General features: G+C 40.8%; 10 protein-coding genes. 8 read left to right on the forward strand and 2 right to left on the reverse strand.

Annotation, left to right across the window (positions count from 1 at the left end; genetic code table 11):
• Nucleotides 1-279 precede the first annotated feature (279 nt).
• The gene (glgX, locus tag PING_RS04700; protein WP_011769298.1) at nucleotides 280-2,361 is read left to right on the forward strand and encodes a glycogen debranching protein GlgX; all 2,082 of its coding nucleotides are present in this window, start codon (nucleotides 280-282) and stop codon (nucleotides 2,359-2,361) included.
• 218 nt (nucleotides 2,362-2,579) lie between these two features.
• On the opposite strand, the gene PING_RS04705 is transcribed toward glgX, so the two are convergent.
• The gene (locus PING_RS04705) at nucleotides 2,580-4,037 is read right to left on the reverse strand and encodes an aminoacyl-histidine dipeptidase (RefSeq protein WP_011769299.1); all 1,458 of its coding nucleotides are present in this window, start codon (nucleotides 4,035-4,037) and stop codon (nucleotides 2,580-2,582) included.
• 469 nt (nucleotides 4,038-4,506) lie between these two features.
• Here PING_RS04705 and carA point away from each other — a divergent pair, with 469 nt between their 5' ends.
• Nucleotides 4,507-5,643 (forward strand): glutamine-hydrolyzing carbamoyl-phosphate synthase small subunit, encoded by a 1,137-nt coding sequence (gene carA / locus PING_RS04715; RefSeq protein WP_011769301.1) that lies wholly within the window; start codon nucleotides 4,507-4,509, stop codon nucleotides 5,641-5,643.
• 42 nt (nucleotides 5,644-5,685) lie between these two features.
• Nucleotides 5,686-8,916, forward strand: coding sequence for a carbamoyl-phosphate synthase large subunit (gene carB, locus PING_RS04720; RefSeq protein ID WP_011769302.1), 3,231 nt, complete (start codon nucleotides 5,686-5,688; stop codon nucleotides 8,914-8,916).
• Nucleotides 8,917-9,104: 188 nt separating this feature from the next.
• On the opposite strand, the gene PING_RS04725 is transcribed toward carB, so the two are convergent.
• Nucleotides 9,105-9,614, reverse strand: coding sequence for a DUF2062 domain-containing protein (locus tag PING_RS04725; RefSeq protein WP_011769303.1), 510 nt, complete (start codon nucleotides 9,612-9,614; stop codon nucleotides 9,105-9,107).
• A gap of 34 nt (nucleotides 9,615-9,648) precedes the next feature.
• Between PING_RS04725 and PING_RS04730 the strand changes: the two genes are divergently transcribed.
• From PING_RS04730 to kdsB, 5 genes are read left to right on the forward strand one after another with little or no spacing between them, the layout of a single operon-like run.
• Complete coding sequence (locus PING_RS04730; RefSeq protein ID WP_232279401.1) at nucleotides 9,649-12,039, forward strand: DNA internalization-related competence protein ComEC/Rec2; 2,391 nt, start codon at nucleotides 9,649-9,651, stop codon at nucleotides 12,037-12,039.
• A gap of 19 nt (nucleotides 12,040-12,058) precedes the next feature.
• Nucleotides 12,059-13,810 (forward strand): lipid A ABC transporter ATP-binding protein/permease MsbA, encoded by a 1,752-nt coding sequence (gene msbA / locus PING_RS04735; RefSeq protein WP_011769305.1) that lies wholly within the window; start codon nucleotides 12,059-12,061, stop codon nucleotides 13,808-13,810.
• On the forward strand, nucleotides 13,810-14,772 hold the full coding sequence (lpxK, locus tag PING_RS04740; RefSeq protein WP_011769306.1) for a tetraacyldisaccharide 4'-kinase: 963 nt from the start codon (nucleotides 13,810-13,812) through the stop codon (nucleotides 14,770-14,772). The genes msbA and lpxK overlap by 1 nt, the downstream gene beginning before the upstream one ends.
• Nucleotides 14,766-14,945 (forward strand): Trm112 family protein, encoded by a 180-nt coding sequence (locus tag PING_RS04745; protein ID WP_011769307.1) that lies wholly within the window; start codon nucleotides 14,766-14,768, stop codon nucleotides 14,943-14,945. Before lpxK ends, PING_RS04745 begins: the two co-directional genes overlap by 7 nt.
• A 1-nt stretch (nucleotide 14,946) precedes the next feature.
• Nucleotides 14,947-15,714, forward strand: coding sequence for a 3-deoxy-manno-octulosonate cytidylyltransferase (gene kdsB, locus PING_RS04750; RefSeq protein WP_011769308.1), 768 nt, complete (start codon nucleotides 14,947-14,949; stop codon nucleotides 15,712-15,714).
• Nucleotides 15,715-15,717: the final 3 nt, after the last annotated feature.

The raw sequence follows: 15,717 nt of genomic DNA on the forward strand, positions 1-15,717 counted from the left end.
CATTGCTGACTATATTTGTTATTCAGTTTATTACGCTTTAACCGCCAAGTATTGTTGGCACTTTTATTGAAGTGCCAACAATCTTTAGATTGTCAGTGTATGCAAAAAGTCAGTGTGATTTTAACGCCAGAGGCTAAAGCACTCTTAGCTGCAATATCATTGGAGTTGGCCAGATCCTTTGATCAGTATCCTAATCCTTGTTGCGCAATAGCGCCATTGATTAATACCCCTTTTTGATTAAAGTTGGTCATAACACTTTGGTTACATAAAGAGTCCCGAATGTATGAATTACTGCCAGGTAAAACCCATCCTATCGGTGCCACGGTGGAGGATGGGGGGGTTAATTTTTGCCTCTATTGTGATGAACGATCAACCTCCGTCGAGCTGCTTCTGTTTGAACAGCATAATGCGCTTGAACCTTACGAGATTATCCGGTTCGATCCCCTGATTCATCGTAGCTTTTATTTTTGGCATATTTTTGTAAAGGGTTTACCGGAAAAAACACATTATGCTTACCGTGTTGGTGGCCCTTTTCAACCTGAAAACGGGCTGGTTTTTGATCCGCAAAAAGTATTAATTGATCCCTACTCAAAAGGTATTAATTGTAGTTTATGGCAGCGAAATGATGCCTGCAAAGCGGGTGATAATCTGCACACTTCGATGCGCAGTTGCGTACTCAAGCTAACGGATTATGACTGGCAGGGTGATAGCCCTCCTAATCATCATCTCAATGAAAGTATTATTTATGAGATGAATGTCGGCGGATTTACTAAATCACCGACCTCCGGGGTAAAACATCCGGGTACCTATGCAGGCATAATAGAAAAAATACCCTATTTAACAGCATTAGGTATTACGGCGGTAGAGTTGTTACCCATATTTGAATTTGAAGACTCTGAGGTGCGTTATTTTAATGGCAATAAATTAGTTAATTATTGGGGATATAGCACCATTAATTTTTTTGCACCGCATTCGGGGTACTGTGTCAATCCACAGGAAGGTAACCACCTTGATGAATTTAGAGATCTCGTTAAGGCGCTACACCAGGCTGATATTAGTGTGATTCTGGATGTTGTTTTTAACCACACCGATGAAAGTGATCATCGAGGGCCAGTTTACTCTTTTAAAGGTTTTGCTAATAATAGCTATTATTTTTTAATGGATAAGCATAAAAATTTTTACTGTAATTATTCTGGATGCGGTAATACTTTTAAATGCAACCATCCTATTGGTGAAAAATTTATTGTTGATTGTTTAGAATATTGGGTGCGGGATATGCATGTCGATGGTTTTCGTTTTGACGAAGGCACTATCTTAGCACGTGGGGATAACGGTAATTTAATTGCCAATCCTCCCGTTGTTTGGGCTATCGAATTATCTGAACAATTAGCCGATACTAAGGTGATTGCAGAAGCTTGGGATGCGGAGGGAGGATATCTGGTGGGATCTTTCCCCGGACATCGTTGGGCGGAGTGGAACGGTCTTTATCGAGATGATCTGCGTGATTTTGTGCGCGGTAAAGCGGGTATGCTGGGCACGTTTGCCCGGCGTATTACCGGCAGTGCCGATATCTACGAGTCCCAATATGAATTACCCGGTAACAGTATTAATTTTATTAATTCCCATGATGGTTTTACCCTTAATGATCTTGTGTCCTATAACCATAAACATAATCAGGCGAATGGGGAAAATAATAGTGATGGTATTGATAATAACAGAAGTTGGAATTGTGGTGTTGAGGGTATAACCGATAATCCACAAATCAATATGCTGCGCAAGCGACAAATCAAAAATTTTGCCGCTATTTTAATGTTATCCAAAGGTGTCCCGATGTTTGTTGCAGGCGATGAAATTTGCAGAACACAACAGGGAAACAATAATGCTTATTGTCAGGATAACGAACTATCCTGGTTCAATTGGCAGGATGTTGATACCAATAAGTCTATGCTGCAGTTCTGGCAACGGCTGATCGCTTTTCGTAAAGTTCACCCGCGTTTATTTCGCAATAAATATTACAATAGTGAAATAAACAAGAGTGGATTATCCGATATATTATGGCATGGATGTGAACTGGGGAAACCTGGTTGGTATGACCCAAGCGGGCTGGCATTAGCGATGACACTTGGAGAACGGGCCGACGGGGAAGATATACATATTATGTTTAATATGTATTGGGAAGGACTTGAATTTGAGTTGCCGGATATTGAAGGAGAGAAGTGGTATCGCGCCATTGATACATTCTTATCCTCTCCTTTAGATATCGCTAAAACCGGGGAGGAAATAGTGCATAGCGGTTCGCATTATAAAGTGAATGCGCGCAGTGTTGTTGTCTTAATTTCAAAAAAAGATCCGATCTGCTAAGCCCAATCTTTTTTATTCTGACAGGCGGCAATAAAGGCTGAAAAAAACACACAGGGTGACAGCCTTTTTCACACTCCTTTAAGACCAACCCTTTAGGTTATTTTCTCAGGCGCAGGAAAATCAATAACCAACGCCAAAACCGTGCGTGATCACCAGCCAGTATTCGTTTTAACTGGTATAAATAAATAGAAAATAATTAATTAAAGCGCCAAGATAGCCTAATCAATCGCTTTTAATGTTGCCACTAATAATTGCCAAAATTTATCAACACTGTTGATCTGCACTTTTTCATCGGGGCTATGCGGAAATTTAATGGTTGGGCCGAATGAAATCATATCCCATTGTGGATATTCAGCACTAAACAAACCGCATTCTAATCCTGCATGAATCACCATTGCTTTGGGCTGTTTGTCAAAAAGTTTAACATATTGTTTTTCAACTGTTTTATAAATTTCTGAGTGCGGGTTTGGCGTCCAGCCGGGATAGTTACCCGTCAACGAAACGGTTGCATCATGCTGCTCAAATTGTTGTGCAATTTTTTGTGCTTCAGCTTGTTTTTCCTGCTCAACCTGAGAACGTACTAAGACCTGAATATCAAAAACGCCACGGTTATTTCTGTTTTGTGAAACAACGCCTAAATTTGAAGAGGTTTGCACTACATCAGAAAAATTATTATCCATACTGAATACTCCATTATTACATTGGGTCAGGCTGGTTAATAAATTAGCTTGGCTTTTATGGGTTAAGATAAAACCGGGTAAGGCACAGGATTTCACCGAAAGTGCTAAATTAGGCTCAGACGCTTTAAATTGACTACAGAGATTTTTTTGCAGGGTATTGATGATGATTTCTATACTATTTTGATACTGAGGGTCACAAATAATGACACAACTCGCTTCTCGTGGAATAGCATTACGTAAACTGCCGCCTTCAAAATACGCAAGGTGAAATGGAATGCCCTCGAGGTTGTTCAACACTGATACCAGTGTTTTTATTGCATTTGCACGGCCCAAATTAATATCACAACCGGAATGCCCTCCCTTAAGGCCATCCAGACAAATTTCAAACGCACTGTTGTCCGGTTCACGTTCCATTATTTCATAGGGTAGGGTCACCGTTACATTAACGCCTCCCGCACAACCCACAAAAAGTTCACCTTCTTGTTCAGAATCCGTATTAAGTAGGATTTTTCCCTGGAGTGCATTCGCTTTCAGGCCAAATGCACCGGTCATGCCGGTTTCTTCGTCGGTTGTTAAAAGTACTTCAAGGGGGCCATGCTGTAGTGTGTTATCAGCTAATACAGCTAAACAAGCTGCCATGCCGATCCCGTTATCTGCACCCAATGTTGTATTGTCAGCGCGTAACCATTCACCCTCGATAATAGGCTTAATCGCATCGGTTAAAAAATTGTGGTCAATATTGTTGTTTTTTTGCGGCACCATATCAAGGTGCGCCTGAAGAATAATAGCCGTGTTATTTTCATAACCATGACTTGCGGCTTTTTTTAAAATTAGATTACCAATTTCATCTTGTACACAGCTTATATTTTTTTCTTTCGCCCAATGGATTATCCAATCTGCAAGTTTCCGATCGTGTTTAGAAGGATGCGGGATAGAGCAAATAGTCGAGAAATAAGACCAAACGGGGGAAGCGATTGTTGAGTGTAAAGCCTGCATAAAAGATCCTGTTTTGAAAAATACGGAATGAGTTGCTGCTAATCTACAACCGTTCGGGGTATACTTAAATTGATCTAGATCAATAACATTAACATATTTAATTTCTTAGGGAAGGTACAATGTCAGAAGAAAATTTTAAAGATCCATATTCAATTCGTTATTTTTTAGGCTTTCTGGTTGTGATGCTTATCCCGACTTTGCCTGCCGCCTTGACGCTCTTTAAAGTCCTGGGTTAATCTAATACCTCCGACCGGAGAAGTGTGAAATTACTAAAATAACCTTTTTTATAAATGGGTTATTTTATTCACAGTAATTTTTTTCCGTGAAAACAAAATTTTATTGGTTAATTGTGGTGAAGATCTATAACATGTCGCCAATTTGCCAAAGTTTATGATTATTTGGTGGAAAAAAAACATTATTTTCCTCCAGTTATCAATAAATTTATTTTTATTTCCCTACGGAGGTTATTTTGAGTCATTCTGCCATATTGGTATTGGAAGATGGAACTGTATTTGAAGGTATCTCAATCGGTGCTGATGGTAGTTCTATCGGTGAGGTTGTTTTCAACACGTCAATGACGGGTTATCAGGAAATTTTAACAGATCCATCCTACGCACGCCAAATTGTTACATTAACCTACCCTCATATCGGAAATACCGGAACAAATAACGAAGACGAAGAGTCAACATCTATCCATGCCTGTGGTTTGGTTATTCGTGATTTGCCGCTGCTTGCAAGCAATTTCCGTAATCAACTTGGGTTAAGTGATTATTTAAAAAAACATAATATTGTCGCTATTGCTGAAATTGATACACGTAAACTAACCCGTATTTTACGTGAAAAGGGTGCGCAAGCTGGTTGTATTGTTGCGGATGAAAACCTCGATCAAGCGCTTGCTTTATCTCAAGCTAAAGCCTTTCCCGGTCTTAAAGGAATGGATTTGGCTAAGGAAGTGAGTACTACTGAAGCCTATAATTGGGCACAGGGTAGCTGGACACTGACCGGCGGATTACCTGCAGATGCGACGGATTCGAAATATCATGTTGTCGCTTTTGATTATGGTGTTAAACGTAATATTTTACGTATGTTGGTTGACCGGGGCTGCCGCGTAACGGTTGTGCCGGCACAAACTTCCGCAAGTGATGTATTAGCAATGAATCCTGATGGCATATTTCTGTCAAATGGCCCGGGCGATCCGGAGCCTTGTACCTATGCGATTACCGCCATCCAAGAAATTCTAAAAACAGAGATTCCCGTCTTTGGTATCTGTTTAGGCCATCAACTGCTTGCGTTAGCAAGTGGTGCTAAAACATCCAAAATGAAATTCGGTCATCATGGTGCCAACCATCCGGTAAAAGATTTAGATCGTAATGTCGTTATGATTACCAGCCAAAATCATGGTTTTGCTGCTGATATATCATCATTACCGGATAATTTGCGTGCCACGCATATTTCATTGTTTGATGGCTCACTGCAGGGAATGGCGCGTACTGATAAACCTGCATTTAGTTTCCAAGGCCACCCAGAAGCAAGTCCGGGTCCGCATGATGCTGCGCCATTATTTAATCGCTTTATTGAGTTGATTGAAGAGTACAAAAAAGCCTAGTTAATCAGAAAATAGAACACCGAATAGAAAGGTAAATTTCAGATGCCAAAACGTAATGACTTAAAAACTATCCTAATCATTGGCGCCGGACCGATTATTATTGGCCAAGCTTGTGAGTTTGATTACTCGGGCGCACAAGCATGTAAAGCTTTAAAAGAGGAAGGGTACCGTGTTGTCCTGGTTAATTCTAACCCGGCAACGATAATGACCGATCCCGATATGGCTGATGCAACCTATATCGAACCGATTCATTGGCAGGTTGTTGAAAAGATCATCGCCAAAGAACGTCCCTGTGCGATTCTACCGACTATGGGTGGACAAACAGCATTAAACTGTGCGCTTGAGTTAGAAGCGAAAGGCATATTAGCTAAATATAATGTTGAAATGATCGGTGCAACAGCTGACGCTATTGATAAAGCGGAAGATCGTAGCCGTTTCGATACTGCCATGAAAAAAATAGGCCTTGCGTGTCCTCGTGCCGGTATCGCACATAATATGGATGAAGCTTACGCTGTGTTAGACATGGTTGGTTTCCCCTGTATTATTCGTCCTTCTTTCACTATGGGCGGAACAGGCGGCGGTATCGCCTACAACAAAGAAGAATTTGACGACATTTGTACAAATGGTCTGGACCTTTCACCTACCACTGAGCTATTAATTGATGAATCATTAATTGGTTGGAAAGAGTATGAGATGGAAGTGGTTCGTGACAAAAATGATAATTGTATTATCGTTTGTGCGATTGAAAACTTTGACCCGATGGGCATTCATACCGGCGACTCAATTACGGTTGCACCTGCGCAGACATTAACCGATAAAGAATACCAATTAATGCGTAATGCATCGCTCGCTGTACTGCGTGAAATTGGTGTTGAAACGGGTGGATCAAACGTCCAGTTTGGTATTAATCCCGAAGACGGCCGTATGGTGCTAATCGAAATGAATCCTCGCGTATCACGTTCATCTGCACTGGCATCAAAAGCGACCGGTTTCCCGATTGCGCGAATCGCGGCAAAACTGGCGATTGGTTACACCTTAGATGAATTACAAAATGATATCACCGGCGGTAAAACACCGGCATCCTTTGAGCCAACCATTGACTACGTTGTTACTAAAATTCCGCGTTTTAACTTCGAAAAATTCTCAAATTCAAACGATCGTCTTACTACACAGATGAAATCTGTGGGTGAAGTCATGGCAATCGGCCGTAACCAGCAGGAGTCTTTACAAAAAGCGCTTCGCGGTTTGGAAGTCGGCGCTGACGGTTTCAACCCGATGGTTGATTTAAATGATCAAGGTGCAAAAGAAAAAGTACTATACGAACTGGGCGAAGCCGGTGCTGAGCGTATCTGGTATATCGGTGATGCATTCCGTTTAGGAATGAGCATAGATGAAATTTATGCTATTACTATGATTGATAAATGGTTCCTGGTACAGATCGAAGACTTGATTCTTGAAGAAGGTAAAATCGCTGAAGGCGGTTTACGCGGTTTAGATAAAGCCGTGCTTAAACGTCTAAAACGTAAAGGTTTTGCTGATAGTCGTATCGCCACTGTGGTCGGTGTTACTGAAGCTGAAGTGCGTAAACTGCGTGAACGTTTTGATCTGCACCCGGTCTATAAACGGGTAGATACTTGTGCTGCTGAGTTTTCATCTGACACTGCTTACATGTATTCGACCTATGATGAAGAATGTGAAGCTAACCCCACGAACAATGAAAAAATTATGATCATTGGTGGCGGTCCTAATCGGATAGGTCAGGGGATCGAATTTGATTACTGTTGTGTACATGCTGCCATGGCAATGCGTGCCGACGGTTATGAAACCATTATGGTTAACTGTAATCCAGAAACCGTTTCTACGGATTTTGACACATCAGATCGTCTCTACTTTGAACCTATTACTCTGGAAGATGTGCTTGAAATAGTCCGTGTTGAAAAACCAAAAGGGGTGATCGTACAGTACGGTGGTCAAACACCGCTAAAACTGGCACGTGCACTGGAAGCTGCCGGTGTGCCTATAATCGGTACTTCACCGGAAGCGATTGACCGCGCCGAAGACCGTGAGCGTTTCCAGCAAGTGGTTGAGCGTTTAGGCCTTAAACAGCCTGAAAATGATACTGTCACCACACTTGAGCAAGCGGTTGAATCAGCTAAGCATATAGGTTATCCGCTGGTGGTTCGTCCATCCTATGTATTAGGTGGCCGTGCAATGGAAATTGTTTATGATGAAGTTGATTTACGCCGTTACTTTAAAGATGCGGTCAGTGTATCTAATGAATCACCGGTACTGCTGGATCGTTTCTTAGATGATGCCATAGAAGTAGATATTGATGCCATCTGTGACGGTACGGACGTGGTTATCGGTGCTATTATGGAGCATATTGAACAAGCCGGTGTTCACTCCGGTGACTCTGCATGTTCATTACCTGCCTACACTCTCAGTGTGGAAATCCAAGATGAAATACGTGGTTACATTCGCTCACTTGCATTAGAACTCGGTGTTATTGGTCTAATGAATACCCAGCTTGCGGTCAAAGACAACGAAGTCTACATGATTGAAGTTAACCCGCGCGCAGCACGTACTGTGCCCTTTGTGTCGAAAGCGACAGGTGTGCCGATTGCTAAAATTGGCGCAAGCGTAATGGCCGGTAAAACACTTAAAGAGCTTGGCGTAACCAAAGAAGTTATCCCTCCTTACTTCTCCGTTAAAGAAGTGGTGTTACCCTTTAATAAATTCCCGGGTTCAGATCCTATTTTAGGGCCTGAAATGCGCAGTACGGGTGAAGTAATGGGGGCGGGTGATACTTTTGCAGAAGCTTATGCAAAAGCGGAGCTTGGTTCGATTAAAGATGTGCCAACCATAGGTCGAGCATTAATCTCGGTACGTAACAGTGATAAAAAACGCGTCGCAAAACTGGCTAAAAATTTAGTCGAACTTGGATATGAGATTGATGCAACCCATGGCACTATGATTGTATTGCAGGAAGCGGGTATTAACGCTCGCCTTGTTAATAAAGTACATGAAGGTCGTCCGCATATTCTGGATCGCACTAAAAATGGCGAATACACTTACATGGTGAATACCACTGAAGGTCGTATTGCTATTGAAGATTCACGTCAACTGCGCCGTGCAGCGCTGCGTTATAAAGTAAATTATACGACTACTTTGAAGGGTGCATTTGCAACATGCCAGGCGCATCTTGCAGATCCGACGGCACCAGAGGCGACGGTCAACTCAGTACAAGAGTTACATAAACGCATAAACGGTTAATGTTAATTAAGCGAAGCGTTAACCGTTAACGCTTCTTGCGTGATAAAAAAAGGCTGAGCAATTAATTGCTCAGCCTTTTTTTATGCATAAAATTAATAGCAAAGACTAAAACATTATTTTATGTCTCGTTAGCAGATATTTTATCCCGCATTAATGAAAAAAATCAATGGACTTGCAGATTACCGGGGTTATTTTTTATTTCTGCGTTGCCATTTTTTGGTAACAGTAAAACGCCAAAAAGCACGAAATAGGAAATACCCCAAAAAGGCACTTATACTGCCAAGGAGCAGTGCACCTAGAAACAGTGGTGGGGCGATGGTTTCAAAAGTTGCACATAACCAGCTATAAGATAATTCAAAGTTAAAATGCTGCACAGGCAGATGCATGATATAAGCCCCTAAACGGTAAGCGCCATAAAATAACGGCCCCATCGTCAGCGGGTTTGAAAGCCAAACTAAGGCAACGGATAAAGGCAGGTTAACCGTAAATATAATGGCGATAGCAGCGGCTAAGAACATCTGGAAAGGAATGGGTATCCAGGCACAAAAGAGACCAACAGCCACTGCACCTGCTGCACTGCGGCGGTTTAAGTGCCATAGATTGGGATTATGCAGCATTTCGCCAAAATGCCTAAGGTGAGGATGTGCTTTTAACGTTTCAGGTTTTGGAGTAAAACGTTTAAGAAATTTTTTTGGCATATAATTAAGGTTTACTTAAATGGATTGAATGACAATGCGTCTATTATTGTGGCTGTCAATTATTGTTTTTATATCAAGCCTATTTTGGCCACGATTATTAGACAATAACGAGATAATATTTTGTGGCGTTTTATTTATTTCTTTAATGTTGATTCCGCGCCTGCGTATTCTCGCGGTTATTCCATTTTTTGCTGTCTATTTCTCACTTTATACTTCTTTAGCATTAACGGGAAGTTTTTTTGCTTTTCAACCCGTGACTAATCTCCCCTTTTCAAACTCAGCCCCCCTGCAGGCTTCTGTCGATGGGCGAAACCATAGCATAGTTGTGCAAATTAAATCCTTAATCAGTGATCAAAATAGAGGATATTTTCGCGCTAAGTTAGTTGAACTTGATGGGCATCACTTAAGTTACTCTCCTTTATTGGAAATGCGCTGGTACGCACCGACAGTAAAGGTACAGGAAAACGAAAGACATCTCTTTAAAGTGCGTTTTAAACCTATTTATGGACGCGCTAATCCGGCAGGATTTGATCAGCAAAAATACAAGTACTCTGAACATATTGGCTACCAGGCTATTATAAAGTCGCATATTAAAAAGCAAAAATCTGCTTTCTCCTTAAGAGCTTATTTATATGAAAGGGTGTTAAATCTTTCCGACTCTTTAAACAACCAAGGCGCTATTCTAGCCTTATCTTTTGCAGATAAATCACTAATAAAATCAGCGCAAAAAGCGTTAATTCAACAGTTGGGCATTGCTCATCTGTTCGCTATTTCAGGTTTACATATTAGCCTGTTTTTTTCCTGTATTTATTTATGCGTGGCTTATTTTACTCAGCGTTTTTTCCCCAAGAAATACCTTGGCTGGTTTTCTTGGCGATTTGTAAACTTAACGGCGTTACTCGGGGCATTTTTATATGCTTATTTAGCCGGTTTTTCCTTACCGACTCAGCGTGCATTTTTAATGTTGTTATTTGCAGTTTGTATTTTATCAATGAAACGAAAGTGCAGTTTGATCGATCTATTAGGCCTGACATTTTTTATGATTTTATTATGGGATCCTTTGGCGCTACTCAGTTTAAGCTTGTGGTTATCTTATGTGGCAGTATGTTTAATATTAATTGTTTTATGGCATTTTCCTCAATTTAAAAACAGGGAAGAAAAAAATGGTGAGATTTTTGGATTTACAAAAATAAAACATTATTTTAAATTTTTACTGCTTATTCAGTTCTCTTTGAGTCTGTTAATGTTACCTATTCAGCTATTAAGTTTTTCATCTTTTTCAATGCTAGCGCCGTTTATTAATCTGCTAGCGGTGCCACTTTTTTCACTGTTAATTATTCCTATTACTTTATTAGCGGTTGTTTTTTCGGTTGTGCATCAACCAATCGCAGTGCTGTTATTTACCATTGCAGATCGTTTGATCAGTTATTTTTTTATTGTGTTTGAGCAAGCAAAATTTGCCTATCTGTCCTTTTCCTATGATCAGGGGAGTTTACTTATCTTTTTTGTTGTTTTAATTGTAGTGCTTTATATTCTATTTAAACTACAGCATGTTAATGCTCGCCTCAGTTATTTTTTTACTTTTATATTACTCTCATCGGTTTTATTATTATTATGGTCAGAAAAACAAAATAAATCTCACGATTGGCAGGTCGAGATCCTAGACATAGGGCAGGGGTTGTCAGTGTTAGTCAAAAGCCAAGGACAAAGCCTACTCTATGATACCGGTCCTCGTTATCCGTCAGGATTTACCACTGCTGCTGTTGAGACGCTGCCCTATTTACACTCTATTGGCATTGAACGATTAGATTATTTTGTGATAAGTCACAGTGATATTGACCATGCGGGTGGCGCGGATATCATTAACCGCGCTTTTCTGCCTGAATATATACTGGTAGGCGAGCCGTTAGCGCCTCCAGCACTGCAAAATGAAAAAACGATATTGTGCCGTGCAGGCATGAAATGGTCATTAGGTTCACTGTCAGTAAAAGTGCTATCACCCTTAAAGACGGGTACAAACAATAATAATAACTCTTGTGTTTTACGTATTGATGATGGTAATTATTCACTTTTATTGACGGGAGATATTGAAAAAAAACAAGAGATTAAGTTAATTGTACAATATAGAGGGGATTTAAAAAGTACGATTTTGCTTGCCCCTCATCATGGAAGTCGACATTCATCAACCAACGCCTTTATTAAAACCGTCGCGCCACAGTGGGTTGTTTTCAGTGCTGGATTTATGAATCGATGGGGATTTCCAGCAGCAGAGGTAAAGTTACGTTATCAAGATCAAAATGTTAGAATGGTAAACAGCGGTTTGAATGGGTTTATTCGTTTTAAAATAACAACAGATAACATTATCATGCAAACATATCGAGAAGATCTTGCCCCTTATTGGTATCATCACTCTTTTTCTCTCTAATAGAAGTACTTGGTGAATCATGGAACATAAAGAAGTAAATAGTTGGCTGGTTTTTAAGCGTTTACTGGGATACGTTAAAGAGTTTAAATTGGGCTTAGTGGCTGCCATTATCGCAATGATTGGTTATGCCGTTGTCGACACTGCTTTTATCTACTCAATAAAGCCCCTGATGGATAAAGGGTTGACCGGGCAGAGTCCTGAAATCTTAACTTTTATGCCCATTTTTGTGATTTTAATTATTGCGGCAAGGGGAGTGGTTGCCTTCGTTAGTTCATACTGCATGTCGTGGGTAGGCACACATGTGGTCATGAAATTACAACGTGAGTTATTTAGCCATTTAATAGCGTTACCTATCAGCTTTTTTGATAAAACCAATACCGGTGACTTGCTCTCTAAAATCACCTACGACGCTAATCAGGTAACGTCAGCCTCAACCAAAGCCTTGATAAAAATATTCCGTGACGGCGCGACTATTATAGCTTTGGTCGGACTGATGTTTATACAAAGCTGGCAGTTATCATTAGTTTTCTTTTTGGTTGCGCCGATCGTGGGGATTGCGATTAGCGTGGTCAGTAAACGTTTTCGTAAAATCAGTAAAAATTTACAAGATGCAATGGGTTCAGTGACAACGGCTTCAGAGCAGATGTTAAAAGGTCATAAAGAAGTGTTAATGTTTGGCGGCCAAAAAGTTGAAAATGAAAAGTTTAATCAGGTCAGTAATTCTGTTCGCTCTCAAAATATGAAAATGGCCAGCGCACAGGCGATAAGTACTCCTGTAGTACAAACCCTCGCCTCTTTTGCTTTAGCCTTTATTTTGTTTCTGGCAACCAAACCTTCAATTATTAATGACTTAACCCCGGGTACCTTTATTGTTATTATTTCTTCTATGATGGCATTAATGAAACCGCTAAAAGTCATTACCGAGGTGGTGGGTGATATACAGCGTGGTATTGCTGCCAGTGTGAGTTTATTCAAAGTATTAGATACAACTTCTGCGCTAGATTCCGGCACTAAAGTGATTAAACGTGCCAAGGGTGATATTGAACTAAAGAATATTGTATTTACCTACCCAACGACCGAAAAACCTGCTTTAAACAATATTAGTTTTAAGGTCAAGGCGGGGGAAACTTTTGCCTTAGTTGGGCGTTCAGGCAGTGGCAAATCCACCATTGCCAATTTATTAACCCGTTTTTACGATATTGATAGCGGTGTGATCACTATCGATGGTGTCAATATTCAAGAATACACCCTTGCCTCGTTACGCGATCAAGTGGCGATAGTTTCACAAAGTGTGCATCTGTTTAACGATACTATTGCTAATAATATCGCTTATGCCAGCGACGGTAAATTTACCCGGGAAGATATTATCAAAGTGTCTGAAACCGCCAATGCGATGGAGTTTATTAAGCAGTTTCCAAATGGATTAGACACTGTTATTGGTGAAAATGGTGCTTTGTTGTCGGGCGGGCAACGTCAACGATTGGCCATTGCACGTGCATTATTGCGTGATGCACCCATTTTAATTCTTGATGAAGCTACCTCCGCGTTAGATTCGGAATCTGAACGCCATATTCAAGCGGCACTTGATATATTACAAAAAGACAGAACTTCTATTGTTATTGCGCATCGTTTATCAACCATTGAACATGCCGATCAAATTTTAGTGATTGATGATGGTAGCGTCGTCGAGCGTGGTACGCATGCAGAGCTTATTGAGAAAAAAGCGATTTATCACAGCCTTAGCAAAATTCAAGCGTCTGGAGAGTTATAATGCCATTTTGGTACCGCCCTGTTACTTGGGCGTGGTTACTTTTGCCACTGGCTTTACTGTTTAAAATGATCAGTTTCTGCCGCCGCTTGGCTTATCAAAAAGGTTTTTTTAAACGTTATAAAAGTAAGTTACCTGTTATTATCGTCGGTAATATTTCTGTTGGTGGTAACGGTAAAACACCTTTTGTTATCTGGTTATGCGAAATGCTAATCACGGTGGGTTACAAACCCGCCGTGATTAGTCGCGGTTATGGCGGAAAAAGCAACCATTATCCGTTGCTTGTGGGCGATCATATTAAGGGCCATGAGGCGGGTGATGAGCCGGTCTTAATCCATAAACGCCTGGGGATTCCTGTGGTGGTTGATCCAAACCGTAAAAATGCAGTTAAATATATCGAGCAGCATTTTTTGGCTGATATCATTATTAGCGATGATGGATTGCAGCATTATGCATTACAACGAGATATTGAAATTGTTATTGTTGACGGCAAGCGCCGTTTTGGTAACCAGCACCTGATGCCGATCGGTCCATTGCGGGAAAACCTATCACGTTTAAACAGTGTTGATTTTGTCGTTAATAATGGAGGACAGCAGGTTAATGAAATAACGATGTTGTTAAAGGCACAAAACTGTCAACGTGTTGATGGAGAAACGGCACAACTTAGCAGCGGTGTTCAAGTCAACGCTTGTGCGGCGATTGGTTATCCGCAACGATTTTTTGATACGCTTAACCAGCAGCAGTTTGAAATATTAAAAGCCGTCGGTTTTAATGATCATCATGCCTTTTCAAAAGATGATTTTACTCAATTTGAAGCGTCTATTCCGCTGTTAATGACAGAAAAAGACGCTGTTAAATGCACTGATTTTGCACAGCCAAATTGGTGGTATTTACCTGTTTCAGCCGAATTTTCGGCGGGCTTTGAACAACAATTATTAAATAGGATTAAGGAAATAAAATGTTAGACATTAAATTACTTGATATTATCGCCTGTCCATTATGCAAAGGTAAGTTAAGTTATAAAAAAAACAGCAATGAACTTATTTGTAAGTTTGATCATCTTGCCTACCCCGTTATTGACGGGATCCCTGCTCTGTTGAAAGTCAAAGCGCGTACCATCTCGTCCGATGAGGAGTAATATGTCATTTATTGTCGTGATACCCGCGCGTTATCATTCAACGCGTTTACCGGCTAAACCGCTGCTTGATATTTTAGGGCAAACCATGATTGAGCGGGTGACTAACCAAGCTTTAAAAAGTGGCGCCAAACAAGTTATCGTGGCGACCGATGATCAGCGCATTGTTGATGCTTTAAAGCATCTTAACGAGATTGATGTGTGCATGACATCCAAGGATCATCAGTCCGGCACGGATCGTTTAGCTGAGGTTTGCCAGCAATTTAAATTGGCCGATGATGAGATAATAGTCAATGTGCAGGGAGATGAACCCTTAATTCCCCCATCCGTCATTATACAGGTTGCGACTAACCTGCAGCAAAACAGTGCTGCTAGTGTGGCAACATTAAGTGCACCGATTGAAGACGTTGCCGATGTTTTTAATACTAATGCCGTAAAAGTGGTTTGTGATAAAAATAATATGGCGTTATATTTCAGTCGCGCCACCATTCCATGGAATCGTGATGATTTCAGTGTCGAAAATCAGGCTGAAAAATCCGTAGATTTTACTGCTTTACAACGTCATATTGGTATTTATGCCTACCGCGCTAGTTTTCTCAGGCAGTATGCAACGTTATCCGTTTCACCGCTGGAACTGCTCGAGAAGCTGGAGCAGCTGCGTGTATTATGGCATGGTTTTAAAATTCACGTTGAGCAGGCAAATAAAATCCCACCACCTGGAATCGATACTCAGGATGATTTGCAGCGTGTTATTGATTGTTTATCGCACTAGGAA

It is taken from the genome of Psychromonas ingrahamii 37 (genome assembly GCF_000015285.1).
Lineage (GTDB): Bacteria > Pseudomonadota > Gammaproteobacteria > Enterobacterales > Psychromonadaceae > Psychromonas > Psychromonas ingrahamii.